15 protein-coding genes are annotated in these 15,275 nt (G+C 72.8%); 11 read left to right on the plus strand and 4 right to left on the minus strand.

From position 1 onward, the window contains the following. The first annotated feature begins 7 nt into the window (after positions 1-7). Entirely contained in the window at positions 8-757 is a 750-nt protein-coding gene (locus O7628_RS11050; RefSeq protein WP_278130114.1) for an MOSC domain-containing protein, read from the plus strand. A 99-nt stretch (positions 758-856) separates the two neighbouring features. On the opposite strand, the gene O7628_RS11055 is transcribed toward O7628_RS11050, so the two are convergent. Beyond that, positions 857-1,453, minus strand: a complete 597-nt coding sequence (locus O7628_RS11055) for an XRE family transcriptional regulator (RefSeq protein WP_278130116.1) — start codon at positions 1,451-1,453, stop codon at positions 857-859. A 95-nt stretch (positions 1,454-1,548) separates the two neighbouring features. Here O7628_RS11055 and O7628_RS11060 point away from each other — a divergent pair, with 95 nt between their 5' ends. Continuing rightward, positions 1,549-2,508 carry an NAD(P)/FAD-dependent oxidoreductase gene (locus O7628_RS11060; protein ID WP_278130118.1) on the plus strand — a complete coding sequence of 320 codons (960 nt, stop codon included), beginning with the start codon at positions 1,549-1,551 and terminating at the stop codon, positions 2,506-2,508. A 168-nt stretch (positions 2,509-2,676) separates the two neighbouring features. Next, complete coding sequence (locus O7628_RS11065; RefSeq protein ID WP_278130120.1) at positions 2,677-4,269, plus strand: MFS transporter; 1,593 nt, start codon at positions 2,677-2,679, stop codon at positions 4,267-4,269. Positions 4,270-4,371: 102 nt separating this feature from the next. Here O7628_RS11065 and O7628_RS11070 read toward each other — a convergent pair whose 3' ends face one another. Further along, positions 4,372-5,811: an alpha/beta fold hydrolase gene (locus O7628_RS11070; protein ID WP_278130121.1), complete on the minus strand. Its 1,440-nt coding sequence runs from the start codon at positions 5,809-5,811 to the stop codon at positions 4,372-4,374. 202 nt (positions 5,812-6,013) lie between these two features. After that, positions 6,014-6,433, minus strand: a complete 420-nt coding sequence (locus O7628_RS11075) for a peptidase inhibitor family I36 protein (protein ID WP_278130123.1) — start codon at positions 6,431-6,433, stop codon at positions 6,014-6,016. Between the two features lie 337 nt (positions 6,434-6,770). Between O7628_RS11075 and O7628_RS11080 the strand changes: the two genes are divergently transcribed. From O7628_RS11080 to O7628_RS11105, 6 genes are all read left to right on the plus strand, one after another. Next, positions 6,771-7,403, plus strand: coding sequence for a hypothetical protein (locus O7628_RS11080; protein ID WP_278130125.1), 633 nt, complete (start codon positions 6,771-6,773; stop codon positions 7,401-7,403). Positions 7,404-7,442: 39 nt separating this feature from the next. Then, positions 7,443-8,396, plus strand: a complete 954-nt coding sequence (locus O7628_RS11085) for a helix-turn-helix domain-containing protein (protein WP_278130127.1) — start codon at positions 7,443-7,445, stop codon at positions 8,394-8,396. Positions 8,397-8,410: 14 nt separating this feature from the next. Further along, positions 8,411-8,872, plus strand: coding sequence for a cupin domain-containing protein (locus tag O7628_RS11090; RefSeq protein ID WP_178066810.1), 462 nt, complete (start codon positions 8,411-8,413; stop codon positions 8,870-8,872). Between the two features lie 75 nt (positions 8,873-8,947). Continuing rightward, positions 8,948-10,159, plus strand: a complete 1,212-nt coding sequence (locus O7628_RS11095; protein WP_278130129.1) for a histidine kinase — start codon at positions 8,948-8,950, stop codon at positions 10,157-10,159. Beyond that, positions 10,156-10,821 (plus strand): response regulator transcription factor, encoded by a 666-nt coding sequence (locus O7628_RS11100; RefSeq protein WP_278130130.1) that lies wholly within the window; start codon positions 10,156-10,158, stop codon positions 10,819-10,821. Before O7628_RS11095 ends, O7628_RS11100 begins: the two co-directional genes overlap by 4 nt. Positions 10,822-10,915: 94 nt before the next feature. Continuing rightward, positions 10,916-11,827, plus strand: coding sequence for a CPBP family intramembrane glutamic endopeptidase (locus tag O7628_RS11105; RefSeq protein WP_278130131.1), 912 nt, complete (start codon positions 10,916-10,918; stop codon positions 11,825-11,827). Here the strand turns inward: O7628_RS11105 and O7628_RS11110 are convergent. Further along, a complete protein-coding gene (locus O7628_RS11110) occupies positions 11,804-12,379 on the minus strand; it encodes a TetR/AcrR family transcriptional regulator (protein WP_178067928.1) in 576 nt (191 codons plus the stop codon). The genes O7628_RS11105 and O7628_RS11110 overlap by 24 nt on opposite strands. A 101-nt stretch (positions 12,380-12,480) precedes the next feature. Here O7628_RS11110 and O7628_RS11115 point away from each other — a divergent pair, with 101 nt between their 5' ends. Continuing rightward, the gene (locus O7628_RS11115) at positions 12,481-13,359 is read left to right on the plus strand and encodes an aldo/keto reductase (protein WP_278130134.1); all 879 of its coding nucleotides are present in this window, start codon (positions 12,481-12,483) and stop codon (positions 13,357-13,359) included. A 329-nt stretch (positions 13,360-13,688) separates the two neighbouring features. Beyond that, positions 13,689-15,194 (plus strand): carboxylesterase family protein, encoded by a 1,506-nt coding sequence (locus O7628_RS11120; protein WP_278130136.1) that lies wholly within the window; start codon positions 13,689-13,691, stop codon positions 15,192-15,194. Positions 15,195-15,275: the final 81 nt, after the last annotated feature.

Consider the following 15,275-nt stretch of genomic DNA (forward strand, 5'->3'; position numbering starts at 1 on the left):
GGTGGTCATGGCGATTCCCCGTCCAGCATCGGACAGGCCGTTCGGCGAGAATGCTCGGCTGGTGGGCCGGGTGGCGGCGCTGTGGCGTTATCCGGTCAAGTCCATGGCCGCAGAGGAACTGCGTGCGGTCGACGTCTCCTGGCACGGCCTGGCCGGCGATCGTCGTTGGGCGTTCATCCGCGACGGCCAGGCGCGCAGCGGGACGCCCTGGCTGTCGATCTCGCGGCGGCCGGACATGGTCCACTATCGCCCCTGGTTCGCGGAGCCCGACCGGCCCGACGCGTCCCGCACCATGGTGCGCTCCCCGTCGGGTCAGGCGTTCGACGTCGTCGATCACGCTCTGGCCAGCGAGTTGGGCGGCGGACTACGGGTGATCAAGCTAAATCGCGGGATCTTCGACGCCATGCCGTTGTCGGTGATCACGACGCAGAGCGTCGCCGGCATCGGCGAACTGATCGGCGCGGAACTCGACGCCCGACGCTTTCGTCCCAACCTTCTGATCGAGGCGGTCGGCCCGGCTGCCTTTCCCGAGGACGCCTGGGTGGGCCACGTCCTGCGGGTGGGCCGGATGCGGATGCGCGTCGACGCGCGCGACAAGCGGTGCGGCGTGGTCAACGTCGACCCCACGACCGCATTGCGCGATCCGGCCGTCCTGCGCGCCGTCGCCCACCACCGCACGGTGTGCCTCGGCGTCTACGGCTCGACCGTCGAGCCCGGCCATGTCGACGTCGGCGACCCCGTCTTCGTCGACACGTGAGGCGTCGGGTGCAGCCGGCGGGCGGTCCCCGCTCCCGGACACTGCGACCGCCCGAGGCGGGTCGTCCTCGGACCGGCACGGGCGCGTCGAGGTCTTCGGCTAGCCGCGCGCTTCCGGCTTCGGGGTGGCGCGGACGTGTGCGCGTTCGCCCTGCCTGCCGACCAGGCTGAGGAACTCGACGGGCCCGGAGCTGGTGGCGCCGAACCAGTGCGGGGTACGGGTGTCGAACTCGGCGGCCTCCCCGGGTCGCAGGATGAGGTCCTCGTCGCCGAGAACCAGACGAAGGGTGCCGTTGAGGACGTAGACCCAGTCGTAGCCCTCATGGGTGCGCAGGTCGGGTACGCGTTCGTCGTCGCCGGTCGGCAGGACGAACTTGTAGGCCTGGATGCCTCCGGGCCTGCGGGTCAGGGGCAGGATGGTCGCTCCGTCACCAGCGGCGATGGGGCGCAGGTTGATGCGGGGATCGCCGGTCAGCGGCGCGTCGACGAGTTCGTCGATGGTGACGCCGTGGGCGCGGGCCAGCGGGAGCATCTGCTCGAGCGTGGGGCGTCGCAGGCCGGCCTCGAGGCGCGACAGCGTGCTGGCGGAGATGCCGGTCTCCTCGGCCAGGTCGGTGAGGGTGATGTTGCGACGCAGCCGCAGCTGCTTCAGCCGCGGGCCCACCGCGTCGAGGGTGCGGTCCAGGTCTTCGTCCATGCCGCCATTTTGCCATTCGGCAAGAATCTTTGCGCATCTCGGCGGGGGTGCTCAGGATCGTGCCATGACCGGCGAAGACGGGAAGGGCAGGTCCGATGGCGAAGCAGGCGGAGATCGTGCGGGACGTGGTCGTGGTGGGTGGCGGCGCGGCCGGGTTGAGCGCGGCGCTGATCCTGGCGCGTTCGCGGCGGCGGGTGACGGTCGTGGACGCGGGCACGCCGCGCAACGCGCCGGCGCAGGCGGTACACGGCCTGCTGGCGCTCGACGGGGTGAGCCCGCTGGAGTTGCTCGAGCGGGGCCGGGCCGAGGTCGTCCGCTACGGCGGCGAGATCATCTTTGCGGAGGTGAGCGACGTGTCGTGCACGTCGCTGGGCTTCGCGGTGATGACCCGCGACGCGGCCGTGCTGCACGCGCGCCGGCTGCTCATCGCCACCGGCCTGGTCGACGACCTACCGGAGATCGAGGGGCTGCGGCAGCGGTGGGGCCGCGACGTGCTGCACTGCCCGTACTGCCACGGGTGGGAGGCCCGCGACCGGGCGATCGGCGTGCTGGCCACCGGGCCGATGTCGGTGCATCAGGCGCTGCTGTTCCGGCAGTTGAGCGATGACGTGCGGTACTTCAGCCACGACCAGGACCTCGGCGAGCAGGACCGGCGGAAACTCGACGCGCTCGGCATCCCGGTGGTCGCCGGCCGCGTCTCCCGCCTGGAGATCGTCGAGGACCGGTTGGCCGGGGTCCGCCTCGACGACGACCGGGTCGTGCCGGTCGAGACCGTGGCGGTGGCGACGCGGATGATCGCCCGCGCCGAGGCGTTCGCCGGCATCGGGATCACCACGACGCCGCACCCGGCGGGCTCCTTCATCGCCGCCGACGAGACCGGCCGGACCTCGGTGCCCGGGGTGTGGGTGGCCGGCAACTCCACCGACCTGTCCGCCCAGGTCGGCGCGGCCGCCGCAGGCGGCGCCCGCGCTGCGGCCCACCTCAACGCCGACCTCGTCGCCGAGGACACCGACCGGGCGGTCGCCCGGTCGACCGACGCGCAGACCGCCCGGTGACCCACGCCCGCCTGGCCGCCTGCTGATCGGCGGGCCCCTGCGCTCCCCGCGATCCGACCTGGTCGCGCCTGCCCTCCACCAGCCCTGAACCCATCCTCTCCGCGACGCCGGACCCGAGGCCCAACCCCGGCGCCGTACCCCATCGCGCCCCTTGGAAGGAACCCGCACATGTCTGCCCCGAACAGCTCACCGAAGCTGACCGTCCCCGACGCGACGATCCAGGACCCACGTCGGCGCCGCGCGATCCTGATCGCGGTGTGCATCGCCCTGATGGCGGTCATCGCCTCGGTCTCCGGGCTCAACGTCGCCCAGCCGCAGGTCGCCGTCGCGCTCGACGCCTCCCAGAGCGCCGTCCTCTGGATGATCAATATCTACACCCTCAGCCTGGCCGCGCTGCTGCTCCCGCTCGGCGCCCTCGGCGACCGGGTGGGCCGCAAGCCGATCCTGCTCGCCGGCCTGGCCATCTTCGGCGTGGCCAGCGCGGCGGCGGGCCTGGCCACCTCGACCGAGATGATGATCGCCGCCCGGCTGCTCGCCGGTGTCGGCGCCGCCATGATCATGCCGGTCACCCTGGCCGTCATCACCTCGACCTTCCCCGACGGGGAACGCTCCAAGGCGATCGGCGTCTGGACCGGCGTCGCCGGCGGCGGCGGCATCCTCGGCATGTACCTGTCCGCGGTCCTCGTCGACTGGGCGAGCTGGCGGTGGCTGTTCCTGCTGCCGGTCGTGCTCGTGGCCGCGGCCACCGTCATGGCCCTGCGGGCCGTCCCGAACTCCCGCGAGAGGTCCCCGCACGGTTTCGACCTCCTCGGGTCGCTGACGTCGGTGATCGCCGTGGTCGCGCTCATCTACGTCCTGCACGAAGGCCCGGTCCACGGCTGGACCGCACCCGGCACCCTGGCCAGCCTGCTCGTCGGCGTCATCGCCGCCATCGGCTTCGTGGCCTGGGAGCTGCGCCGGGCGGCGCCCCTGCTCGACGTGCGCCTGTTCCGGGACCGACGCCTCGCCAGCGGCTCGCTGGCGCTGCTGGCACTCTTCGGCGTCCAGGCCGGGATCTTCGTCGTCCTGTTCCCCTACTTTCAGGCCGTCCTCGGCTGGTCCGGGCTGCGCTCCACCCTCGCGCTCATGCCCATGGCAGCGATGATGATGCTCGCCTCCGGACTCGCCCCGCGCGTGGCCGCCCGCGCCGGAGCCCGCGCGACGATGGCGGTCGGGATCCTGCTCGGCGGCGCCGGCCTGGCACTGATGGCCACCCTCGTCTCCGTCGACGGCGGCTACCTGGCGATCCTGCCCGGCATGCTCGCCATGGGACTCGGCATGGGGCTGACCCAGACCCCCTCCACCGAGGCCATCACCTCCGCCCTGCCCCGCGAACGCCAGGGCGTCGCGTCCGCTCTCAACGACGTCACCCGGGAGTTCGGCACCGCCCTCGGCGTCGCGCTGCTCGGAGCGGTCCTGACCGCGGGCTACCGCAACGCCATCGGCCCCCGGCTCACCACGGTCCCCGGCGACGCCGCCGACACCGCCCGCGAGGGCATCGCCAACGCCATCGCCACCGCCGACGACGCCGGCGCCCAGGCGCCCGCCCTCGTCCGCGCCGCCCAGGAGTCGTTCGTCGACGGCTGGCAACAGGCCATGTGGGCGGGGGTCGCCGTCATGACCGTCCTCCTCGGCTACGTCCTGGCCCGGGGCCCGCGCCGCGCCAGGCCCACCCCACCGGCGACCGCACCGGAGTCGACCAGTGACGTCACCGCCGGGTGACGCCGGCCCGGCGCGCCCGCGGCTTGCGGCAGCGCGGCACGCACGCCCGGCCCCGCCCGGCCCCGGACAGCGCGAGCCGCCGCACCGGGAGGGCAGGACGGCCTAGCAGGCCGTGTCCTGCTCCGGCAGGCGCCCCTGCACCAGGTAGGCGGTGACCAGGCCGGTCAGGCAGGCATTGGCCTGACCGCCGAGCAGCGGCACGTGTGTCTGCTCGTCCACGGTGACCAGCCGGGAGCCGGTGATGGCCCGGGCGGTCGCGGCCGAGTTGGCCGGCGGCACCGATGCGTCGCGCAGTGCGGCGACGACGAGTGCCGCCGGCGCGCGGTTGCCGGCGAGCGGCGGGGTGTTGTCCTGGCTGACCGGCCAGAAGGCGCACGGGTTGAGGTTGGCGATCGACGGGCCGAAGACGGGATAGCGGGTGCCGAGGCGGGTCAGGTCGCGCCGGTAGGTCGCCAGGTCGCGGGGCCAGGCGTCGTCGCCGCAGCGGAAGGCCATGTTGACCGCGGTGTGGTTGTCCGCCGGCACGCCCGGGGTCCCGGGCAGGGGAGCCGGCCGCAGGTCGAGCGGGATCGGCGGCGGGGTGCGGGCGAGGATGGCGGCCAGGTCGGTCGCGACCACCGGCCACAACTGCTCGAAGTACGTCGCGATGACCGTCAGGGAGCCGAGCTCGCCGGTGGTCCAGGCGTGGTCCCCGGCCACGATCGGCTCGACCGCCGCCTCGGCGAAGGCCCGACTCAGGGTCTCCGCGACCTCGACCGGCGTGCCGCCGAGCCCGAACGCCGCGTCGTTGTCGGCGAGGTAGCCGGTGAAGGCGGCGTAGTTCTCCTCGAACGCCGGGAGCCGCCGCAGCTCGTAGGGACGCCAGGCGAGGTCGTAGTTGACCGGGCTGTCCAGCACGAACCGGTCCACCCGGTGCGGGAAGAGCGTGCCGTACGCGACGCCGAGCATCGCCGCGTACGAGCCGCCGAGGAAGGACAGCTTCCGCTCGCCGAGGCCCGCCCGGATGGCGTCCATGTCGCGGGCGGCCTGTGCGGTCGTGGCGAACGGCAGCGCCCAGCCGGCGTGCCGGGCGCAGGCGCGGGCGTACTCGCGGGCCTCGGCGGCGGTGTCCTTCAGGGACTGATAGGTAGCGGTACGCACCCAGTAGCCGCCCGGCTCCTCCTCCGGCTGGCCACAGGTGATCGGGGTGCTGCGTTCGACGAAGCGCATGTCGAACCCGACGATGTCGTAGCGGGCGAGCACCGCGGGGTCGACGACGGTGGCGAGGTTCAGCGGCTCGGGGACGCCCGCGCCGCCCGGCCCGCCGCCCGTGGTGACCAGCACGCCGCGACGAAGCGCCGGGTCGGTCGCGGGGAGCCGGGAGATCATGATGTCGATCGTGGGGCCGGCCGGTCGCGCGTGGTCGAGCGGCACCCGGACGGTGGCGCAGCGCAGGCGCGGGTCGTCGACGCCTGGACAGTCCCGCCAGGCGAGGGTCGCCCCGCTGGCCGCCCCGGCCGGGGCGACGACCAAGGTGAGGCAGGCGACAACGACAGCGGCCACCGCGCGCATGACGCCCCCCGAACATCGACTCGCGTACATCTGCACCGCACACGCTAGGGCGCACGTGCCCACCACGCAACGGTGGGGCGCGGACCTGATGGCCTGCGCCCCACCGTCGTCGGTCCGGCCGTGGCCGGACACCGGACATCTCCGGGCCCCAGGAACCGGGTGACAGGCCGTCACGTGTCACCCGGCGCCGGCCTTACCGGGGCACCCAGGCGCTCTCGGGCGCGAACCCCCCGAAGTCCGACAGGGAGCTGTTGCCCGGGACTTCGAAGGCCCCGCCGACACAGTCGTCATTCATGAACATCGCAGCGCTCCGGCTGTTGGTGTTGATCGCGGAACGCGCGCGGTCTCCCCAACCGGCGTCCACCAGACTCACGCAGGTGCCGGGCGACACCAGAGAGCTCAGGGTGAGACGCGCGCCGGTGAAGTTGGTGCCCTCGAACAGGCAGAGCGTGTTGACGAACGGGCAGTCGGCGGCGGCCGTGCTAAGCGCGGCGGGGCCCGGGCTCGCCGCGGCCGGAGCCGGGGCCGTACCCAGAACCGCTGCCAGGAGGCCGACCGCCACCAGGGCGCGTGGCACCCGCCGAACGGTCGGTGGAACGGGCTGATTCAGCATCCCAGTACCTTCCTCTGCTCGCGATCGGTCTCGATGCCGCGCCTTCGGCTGCGGTGGCGCGGACGGATGACGAACCCGGGTCGGGCGGGTTCAAGCTGAGCGAAGATGTCGGAAAGTGAGGACTTGCACCAATTGCTCCACTGTCATCGAGGGTAGTCGATGCTTTGGTAGGTCGCAACTTCTGTGGCTGTTCTCCGGCCGCGCCCAGCGTCCGCCGGAAAGTCCGCGCCACGTCGCGCAGGCCGGGGCGACAATGCCCGCACGGGAAGGCGGGTCGACGGTTGGTCGAGAGGATGCGGCTGGAGTGACTCAACGGCTGGGCGGCCGCAGATGGCCGGTGACGATCAGCACGGTGCAGCTCGGACACCACCGGTACCGGGTGCTGCGGCCCGCCGGGCCGCCGAGGTTCGCCGGCCTCTACGAGGGCCGCCTCGGCGCGCAGTTCTGCCTCGACAAGGAGACCGCGGCGACGTTCGCCCTGGCATGGGGCCTGGCCGCCCGGTCGCCACGAACGATCATCTACCTCCCGCTGCGTCGCGCGGAGCTGCCGACCGACCATGCCTGGGGCCGCCCGCTCGACCTGGTGCTGCTGCACCACCGGCTCGCGTTCCCGCCGTCACGCTGGAAGCAGGTCCGCTCCCGGCTCGGGGCCGGCAGGCCGCACACCGTCGTGCTACCCGGCCGAGCCTGGCCGGCACGGCCTGCCGGCGACCACCTGAGGACCTGGCACCGGGAGTTCCGTGACCACCTGCGGTGGGACGTCGCCGCCGAGACGCTGGTGCTCACCGGCAGCCGCGAGGCGTTCGAGCGGCAGGCCGACGAGGTCCGCGCCCTGGCCGAGGAGTGCCCGGCGCACCGCGCCCACGCCCCTGAGACGCACTGCTGCGCCGAGATCAGCATGGGCAGAATCCGACGCCACCCCGACCACCGCCGCCCCTACGCCGAACTGCACGCCGAGTACACCCGGTAGGGCCCGGGGCAGCGGCAGGGCCGCCGTTACCGTTGACCGGTGATCGGCAACCTTGAGACGCTCCAGGACGAGTTGGCCGCCTGCGGGTTTCCGCCGCTGGTCAACAGGCTGGCCGGGGCCGGCTTCCGGGGCCGGATCGCCACCCGTGACCTCGGGCCGCTGCGGTTGGTCTCCCTCGACACGCCCGCGAGCGCCTGCGTCGGGCGGAAGCGCGACGCCTCCGCCGGCGACCACCTCGCGGTCAAGGTGATGACCCGGGGCCGGACGCGGATCGAGCAGGGGCGCGGCGACGCCGAACTCGGGCCGACCGACCTGGTGCTGCTCGACCCCACGCGTCCTCTCCGCTTCGAGAGCACCGCGGCGACGCACGTCACCGTCCTGGTTCCGCGCCGGGAGCTCCGGATGCGGCCCGCGCAGATCGACCGGCTCATCGGCGTACGCATCGACGGCAGCCGCGGTCCGGGCGCTCTCGTCTCCGTGCTGGCCCGGGAGTCGGCGCGGTCGGCGGCCGAGTTCCGCGAGGCGGAGGCGCTGCGGTCGGCGGCGGCCGTCATCGAGTTGATCGCGGTCGCGCTGGAGGCCAGGCTGGGCGACGAACAACCGGCCCCCGACGAGCGGCTGCGGAACCGGATCGCCGGCTACATCGAGGCCCGGCTGGCCGATCCCGGTCTGTCCCCACCCGGCATCGCCGCCGCCCACCACATCTCCGTACGCCGGCTGCACAAGCTGTTCGAGGACCAGCCGCTCACCGTCGCGGCCCTGATCCGTCGTCGCCGCCTGGAGCGCTGCCGGGCAGAGCTGACCGGAGGCGGACGTACGGTCACCGCCGTGGCCGCCCGGTGGGGATTCTCCGATCCCGCCCATTTCAGCAAGCTCTTCAAGGCGACGTACGGCCACAACGCCCGTGCGCTGACAGCCAACAACCGGGCACGGACGACCAAGACGCGCGCAGCCGGCCCGGAACAGGATGGTGGTCACCAAGGCCGGCAATAGATTGGGAGAACGTCGTGGCGAAGGTGAACATCGTCCGCCCCGGTGAGGGCGAGATCCTCGGCAGCGGGGCGCAGCAGATCCGCATCCTGGAGAACGGCGAGCACACCGACCACCGGCTGGGGTTCGCCGAGGTCACCATCCCACCGGGCACCCCGAGCCCGTTGCAGCACCGCCACGCCCAGCACGACGAGGGCTTCTACGTGCTGGCGGGAACGTTCCGGTTCACCGTCGGCGAGGACCAGTACGACGCCGGGCCGGGCACCTGGGTCATCGTGCCGACCGGCGCGCCGCACACGTTCGCCAACGTCGGCGACGAGAACGCGGTCATGCTGAACACGTTCACGCCGGACCTGTACGTGCAGTACTTCCGCGACTTCAAGGCCATGATCGATTCCGGGCAGCCCGTCAACGCCGAAACCATGACACCGCTGTGGAAGAACTACGCCACCGAGATCTCGGACGAATACGCCTCGTGAAGCGCATTCAGGCTGAAGCCCGGCGGACGACCCGGCACCGGGGTGACGGCCTCTGGCCTGGGAGACAATCGCGTCATGCAGATCCGGCCATCCGGCGACGACTACGCGTGGCGGCTGCTCGTGCTGCTGTCCGCGACCGTCCTTCCGCCCGGGACGTTGGCCCTGCTCGTGGCCATGGCGCTCAGCGGGGCGGACCCGGTGCAGCCCGTGGCGGTGGGAGTGGCGGCGACGGTGCTGCACATCACGGCGTGGCGGGTGGCTCCGCAGCCTGTCAGGGCGTTCGTGGCGGCGGCTCTTGCCATGGCGGTCCTGGCGCTCGTGCCGATGCCGGGCTGGTCCAGCGGGGTGCTCACCCCGTCGTCCCTGTGCTTCCTGCTCGTCCTGTGGCGGCTGGTAGCGGTGGGGCCGGACCGGTGGGTGGTCCCGGCGCTGGCGACCGCGGTGGCGGGCGTGGCGCTCACCGAGACGGCCTCGGCGCTCCGTGAGCCGGCCGACGCGCGGCCGCCGGTGTGGATGCCGGTGCTGGAGGCGACCCTGCTCCTGGCCATGGTCGTCGGAGTGTGGGTTTTCGCCCGCGCCGTCCGGGCGCAACGGCAACGCGCGGTGATCCAGGCGTCCCAGCGACTTGCCGCCGCCCGGCGCACCGAGCGCGCGGAGATCCGGCGGGACCTGCACGACGTCATCGCGCACTCGCTCACCCTGGTCGTGGCACAGGCGGAGGCAGCGCGGGTCGGCACTGCCGAGCGCGAAACCGAGCGGGCTCTGGCTCAGGTGGCGGACACGGCTCGCGCGGCGCTGTTGGGGCTGCGCGGGATGCTGCGGGTGCTCGACGCTGCACCCAGCGCGGCGGGTGACGTCGTCCCGTCCCTCGACGGGCTGCCGGCGCTCGTCGCGGCGGCGACGACGCCGATGCACCGGGTGACGCTGACCCAACGCGGGGACCGGCGCGCCATGCCGGCCGATGCCGAGTCGGCGCTGGTGCGGCTGGTGCAGGAGGGCATCACCAACGCGCTGCGGCACGTCGAACCGCCGCTGAGCGTGGCGGTGGACGTGGACTGGGATGTCGAGCTGGACGAGGGCGGGGGTCGCGACGTGGTGCAGGTGCGCGTGCAGGACGACGGCGGTTCGGGACCACGCGCGGCAGGCGACCCAGGGGGGTCTCCGGGCACCGGCTCCGGGCTGGCGGGGGCGGCGAGGCGGGTCGAGGCCGCGGGCGGCGAGTTCGCAGTCGTGCGCGGGCGGGGCTGGACGCTCAGCGCGCGGCTGCCGACGGTGGGTGCGGCGTGACGCCGCCGGTGCGGGTGCTGCTCGCCGACGACCAGGCCCTGTTGCGCGTGTCGCTCGCCACGGTGCTGGGAGCCGACGAACGGATCGAGGTGGTCGGCACGGTCGCCGACGGCCGTGCCGCCGTCACGGCGGTGCAGCAACGCTCAGTCGACGTGGTGCTGATGGACATCCGCATGCCGGTGCTGGACGGCATCGCCGCCACCGCGCAGGTCGTGCGCCTCAGCCCGCGCACCCGCGTGCTGGCCCTGACGACGTTCGACCTGGACGAGCTGGTCCTGGCCGCGCTGCGCGCCGGGGCCAGCGGATACCTGACGAAGGATGCCCGCCCTGCGGTGCTCATCGACGCGATCTGCGACGTGGCCGCCGGCAACTCAGCCCTGGCGCCCGCGGCGGCGGCTTCCCTGGTGGAGCACGTGCGGCGGACGGCAGAGCCCCGGCCCCAGGCGGTCGCGCAGCTGTCCCCCCGCGAACGGGAGGTGTTCGACCTGATCGCTGCGGGACGGTCGAACGGCGAGATCGGCGCGCAGCTGCACCTGACGCAGAACACCGTCAAGACACACGTGCGTGCGGTCCTGACCAAGCTCGACCTGCGTGACCGGGTACACGTCGTGATCTTCGCCTACGAGAACGGTCTAGCCGGTCCCCCTCACCCCACGGGGTGAGGGCCACCCGCCAGCCGGGGTGAGGCGGCGGACGGTTGCCCGCTGCGAGGCTCGACGGCGAGGGTCACCGTGACCCGGCGAGGAGACCAGCACCATGACCGCACCGCGGAGCCGCACCTCCGGGGACGCCGTCCCCGGCACGACCGAGGCGACCTCGTCCACGGCCCGCGACCCGCGACGGGTCCTGGCGTGGTTCGCCGGGACGTTGACCGTCGTCACGGCGGTCGTCCTCGTGCCGCTGTTCGCCGGCGGCGCGGACGCCGACACCTTCAATGCCACCGTCCCCCTCCTGTCCTGGGCGCCGGCCTTGTCGGCGTTCGTGGCGCACCTGGGCACCGGTCGCCGCACGTCCTTCCTGAACTGGTCGGCGGTCCGTCCGCTGCGCACCGGACGTGTGCTGCGCACCGGAGCGCTGATGCTCGCGGTGTTCGTGGCCATCCCGGCGGTGGTCACCCTGCTGGCCCTGGCGCTGGGCGTCGTCGCCTGGCAGCCGAGCGGGCAGGCGCTGCGCCTGGCGCCCCTGGTGCTGCCGTTGGCCCTGGTGGGCATGCTGACGGTCACGGGTGAGGAGATCGGATGGCGCGGCGCGCTGCACACGAGCCTGGCTCGGTACGGGCTGGTTCGCGCGAGCGTCTCGATCGGCGGCCTGTGGGCGCTGTGGCACCTGCCGTTGCTGCTCGGATACCACCTCGACGGAGCGATGGCGGGGCGGGAGGTCGTCGCCACCACGGTCAACCTGCTGTTCGCAGCGCTCGTGCTGAGCGCGGCGCGGGCGTTGTCGGCATCGGTCTGGCCGGCAGCGTGGGCCCACGCGCTGATGAACACCACTCTGGTGTTCACCTCCTCCAATCTCGTCACTCCGGCCACCGAGCTGGCCGACGGCGCGTTCTGGACGCTCCAGTTGGTGACCTGGGTCGTCATCGGCTGCGCGGGCGCGTTGCTGCTCCGGGCGGCTGCCAGGACCACCGGGCCGAGCCGGTGCTCAGGAGGCGTCGCGGGCGAGTAGGCCGTCGACGAGGAGTTGCAGCATCCGGCTGGCCTGGTCGATGTCGGCGGCGGTCAGCATGATGCCGGCCATGCTGGCGGACACGTCGGCCGGTTGGACGTCGGCACGCAGGCTGCCGTCGGTCCGGCCGGCGTCGAGGATGGTGGCGATGGCACCGTCGAGGTGTTCGCGGGTCTGGCCGGAGCTGATCGCACCGCTGGCGATCACCGCGCGTAGGGCCTCGGCCATGCCGTGTTTGGTGGCGACGAAGTCCTGGTAGCAGCGCATCCATTCGCGCATGGCATCGGCTGGCGGGTGGTCGGCCACCAGTTGCGTGGCGACGGCGCAGAGGTGGGTGAGTTCGCTGCGGTAGACCTCCTCGACCAGGGCCTCGCGGGACGGGAAGTTGCGGTAGAGCGTCCCGACGCCGACTCCCGCCTCACGGGCGATGGTCTCGATCTTGACAGGGTCCGGACCGGTGGTGAGGGCGCGCTTGGCGGCCTCGATGATGCGCTGCCGGTTGCGCTGGGCGTCCCTGCGCGCGCCGGGGCGTCGCTCGATCTCGGAAACCATGATCACCTCTTAAGCGGAACCGCTTCCGCTTCTGCTAGGGTCGAGCTGAGACAAGCGGAACCGGTTCCGCTTGCGGTCATCGTATCCGGAGGTCCACGACCATGACCACATCGCAGGGGTACGCGCACGGAAAGCTGGGCGAGCACGAGGTCCTGCGGGTCGGCTTCGGCGCCATGCAGCTGGAACACGCCGAACCCGCGGATGCCGTCGCGGTGCTGCGCCGCGCGGTCGAACTCGGCGTCGACCACATCGACACGGCCCAGTTCTACGGCACGGTCAACGAACTGGTCAGGACCGCTCTGCATCCGTACGCCGACGGCCTGCGGATCGTCACCAAGGTCGGCGCGGTGTCCCACCCGACCGAGCGACTGGTCGCCGCCCAGAAGCCGGCGCAGCTACGGGCGTCGGTCGAGGAGAACCTGCGCACCCTCGGCACCGAACACCTCGCCGTGGTCAATCTTCGCCGGGCCGACGTGCCGCCGGGCATCACCGTCACCGGCGACCAGGTGGTCGACCTGGACAGCCAGCTCGCCGAGCTGATCGCCCTACGCGACGAGGGCAAGATCGGCGGCATCGGCCTGAGCCACGTCAGCCTCGCACAACTGCGGCAGGCCCTTCCGGCCGGCATCGTCTGCGTGCAGAACCTGTACAACGTCCTCACCCGTGGCCAGGAGGACGTGCTGACCGAATGCGCCGAGCAGGGCGTCGCCTGGGTGCCGTACTGCCCGCTCGGATCGGCCTTCGACTGGCTGCCCAACGTCACCGACAACCCGGTCGTCACCGCGCACGCCCGACGCCTCGCCATCACCCCGGCTCAGGCCGGCCTGGCGTGGCTGCTCGGGCACAGCTCGGCCACACTGCTGATCCCCGGCACCCGCAACCTCGCGCACCTGGCCGACAACATGGCGGTCGCCCGGATCGAGCTGGACCGGGAAGCCACGACGGCCTTCGACGCACTGGCCCAGGACACGACCGCCTGAGCGGAAGGCGCGAGGAGAGCGGTTCGAGAAGGCGAGTCGGAAAGCCTGTCGGATGAGCGTGCTCGTTGATGCGGAATCCGGGTGGAACGGTCGGATGACGTACCGCTGCGGCTGGGCCACCAAACCGGGCCAGAAGGCGTCGGCGCTCGGGAGAACCCCGAGCGGCAACACCAGCATTGACAGGCCAGGCAGCAAGAAGGGTCCTACCCGCGTCTCCTCGGTCCAGACCCCTCATGATCTGGTGCCGGGCAACGAGGGCCCTAAATGGTTTGCCGGTGCTCGGCGGGCGCTGGGATGCTGCGGCCGACCGGGAGCGGGGAGGCGCCAGCATGCAGTCGGAGTCCGAGCCGGAAGTGCGTACCGTGGCCGGTGTTCTGCGTGGCGGCCGGGAGGCGGGCCTCGCGGTGTTCCGCGGCATCCCGTACGCCGAGCCTCCGGTCGGCGGCCTCCGGCTCGCCGCGCCGCGGCCGGGGCGCGGCTGGGAGGGCGTGCGTCCGGCGGTCGCCTACGGTCCGCCGCCCCCGCAGCCGGGCGCGTTCGGGATGTCCCCGCAGGGCGTCGGCGACGACTGGCTGACGCTCAACGTCTGGACGCCGGACCCGGACCCGGCGGCGCGGTTGCCGGTCATGGTGTGGATCCCCGGTGGTGGTTACCTCGTCGGCTGTTCCGGCCTACCGGAATACGACGGCGGGCAGCTCGCCCGCAGCGGAACCGTGGTGGTGACGCTCAACTACCGCCTCGGTTTCGAGGGTTTCGGGATGATCGACGGGGCCCCGGCCAACCGGGGGCTGCTCGACCAGGTCGCGGCCCTGGAGTGGGTGCGGGACAACATCCGTGCCTTCGGTGCTGACCCGGATCGGGTGACGGTCTTCGGGCAGTCGGCCGGCGGTGGCTCGGTCGCGGCGCTGCTGGCCATGCCGCGCGCCGCCGGACTGTTCCGGCGCGCGGTCGCGCAGAGCATCCCGGGTACGTTCTTCTCGCCCGAGCTGGCCGCCGACGTCACCGCCGCCTGCGCCGCCGAGCTGGGGGTACGACCGGCCCTGGCCGACCTGTCGACGGTGGCTCCGGACCGGCTGCCGGCCGTGGGTCAGGCGATCTCGGCCAGGATCGTCCAGTGGCGGGAGCGTTGGGGGCGGATCACCCACCGGCCGATCCCGTTCGCGCCGGTCGTCGACGGCGACGTGCTGCCGGCGACCCCCTGGCGGGCGCTTGCCGACGGCGCCGCGCGGGACGTCGCACTGCTCGTCGGACACACCCGGGACGAGCACCGGCTGTTCAGCCTGCTCGACGGCGTACTCGGCCAGGTCACGCCGGAGCAGGCCGAGACCGCGCTGCGGATGTTGGCACCGGGCCCGGACGGCTCCAGCCGATACCGGGAGGCGTTCCCCGATGCGACCGATGAGCAGCTTTACGAGCTGGTCAACGCGGACTGGCTGTTCCGGATGCCGAGCCTGCACCTGGCCGACGCGCAACTCGCCGGGGGCGGCCGGGCCTACCTCTACGAGCTGACCTGGCCGGCACCGGGCCTGGGCGGCGCCCTGGGCGCCTGTCACGGCCTGGACGTGCCGTTGGTCTTCGGCAACCTGACCAGCGGGCAACCCGCGATGCTGATCGGTGATCCGCCCACCCCGGCGGCGCAGGAACTGTCCGGACAGATTCGCGGGGCGTGGACGGCGTTCGCCGCGAACGGCGACCCCGGCTGGCCGTCGTACGACGCCGGTCGCAGCACGCGGATCTTCGACGAGCGGCCGGTGGTCGTCGCGTACCCGGAGGAAACCTCGCGGCGGCTGTGGCAGGACCACACCTTCGCCGCGCTCCCGCTGCTGGTCCGGTAGCCCCGGGGCGGCGTCCACGACACCGCACAGTGGACGACGGTGGCTCCAACCGCCGGCCACTCCCACACCTGTGACGGCTGC

The organism is Micromonospora sp. WMMD956, assembly GCF_029626125.1.
GTDB classification, from domain to species: domain Bacteria; phylum Actinomycetota; class Actinomycetes; order Mycobacteriales; family Micromonosporaceae; genus Micromonospora; species Micromonospora carbonacea.

What these genes read in the sequence shown, in the direction of transcription:
- O7628_RS11065 (WP_278130120.1), top strand. Translation starts at nt 2,677, where the DNA reads ATGTCTGCCCCGAACAGCTCACCGAAGCTGACCGTCCCCGACGCGACG.
- O7628_RS11105 (WP_278130131.1), top strand. Translation starts at nt 10,916, where the DNA reads ATGACCGCACCGCGGAGCCGCACCTCCGGGGACGCCGTCCCCGGCACG.
- O7628_RS11120 (WP_278130136.1), top strand. Translation starts at nt 13,689, where the DNA reads ATGCAGTCGGAGTCCGAGCCGGAAGTGCGTACCGTGGCCGGTGTTCTG.
- O7628_RS11050 (WP_278130114.1), top strand. Translation starts at nt 8, where the DNA reads ATGGCGATTCCCCGTCCAGCATCGGACAGGCCGTTCGGCGAGAATGCT.
- O7628_RS11075 (WP_278130123.1), bottom strand. Translation starts at nt 6,433, where the DNA reads ATGCTGAATCAGCCCGTTCCACCGACCGTTCGGCGGGTGCCACGCGCC.
- O7628_RS11115 (WP_278130134.1), top strand. Translation starts at nt 12,481, where the DNA reads ATGACCACATCGCAGGGGTACGCGCACGGAAAGCTGGGCGAGCACGAG.
- O7628_RS11055 (WP_278130116.1), bottom strand. Translation starts at nt 1,453, where the DNA reads ATGGACGAAGACCTGGACCGCACCCTCGACGCGGTGGGCCCGCGGCTG.
- O7628_RS11095 (WP_278130129.1), top strand. Translation starts at nt 8,948, where the DNA reads ATGCAGATCCGGCCATCCGGCGACGACTACGCGTGGCGGCTGCTCGTG.
- O7628_RS11060 (WP_278130118.1), top strand. Translation starts at nt 1,549, where the DNA reads ATGGCGAAGCAGGCGGAGATCGTGCGGGACGTGGTCGTGGTGGGTGGC.
- O7628_RS11110 (WP_178067928.1), bottom strand. Translation starts at nt 12,379, where the DNA reads ATGGTTTCCGAGATCGAGCGACGCCCCGGCGCGCGCAGGGACGCCCAG.